The 263-nt window shown below is 39.5% G+C and carries 1 protein-coding gene; it reads left to right on the forward strand.

Annotation, left to right across the window (positions count from 1 at the left end; genetic code table 11):
* Positions 1–41 precede the first annotated feature (41 nt).
* A partial coding sequence (locus SB725_RS31945) for a lectin-like domain-containing protein (RefSeq protein ID WP_410923473.1) occupies positions 42–263 on the forward strand: 222 nt, incomplete at its 3' end.

Here is a 263-nt window from a genome sequence, read left to right on the forward strand (position 1 = left end):
GTATATCAGATTGCTTAGAAAAACGACTGGATGGAGCTACAATGAGTGATTTGTTTGTTCTGAAAGGTACCGCCGTTAGCGGAAGTTCAGGAGTTCCTTCCAACGAAGTAAGGCTTACCGCCAATACAAACAGCCAAAGTGGCCAGATGTGGTCTATCTATAGAATTAATTTTAAAGATTCATTTACAATCAGATTTCAGGCTTATTTAGGAACTAAAGATGCGAATGGTGCTGATGGTGTTGCGTGCGTATTTCAAAATGAT

The organism is Pseudomonas sp. SIMBA_041, from assembly GCF_046535095.1.
Lineage (GTDB): Bacteria > Pseudomonadota > Gammaproteobacteria > Pseudomonadales > Pseudomonadaceae > Aquipseudomonas > Aquipseudomonas mucoides.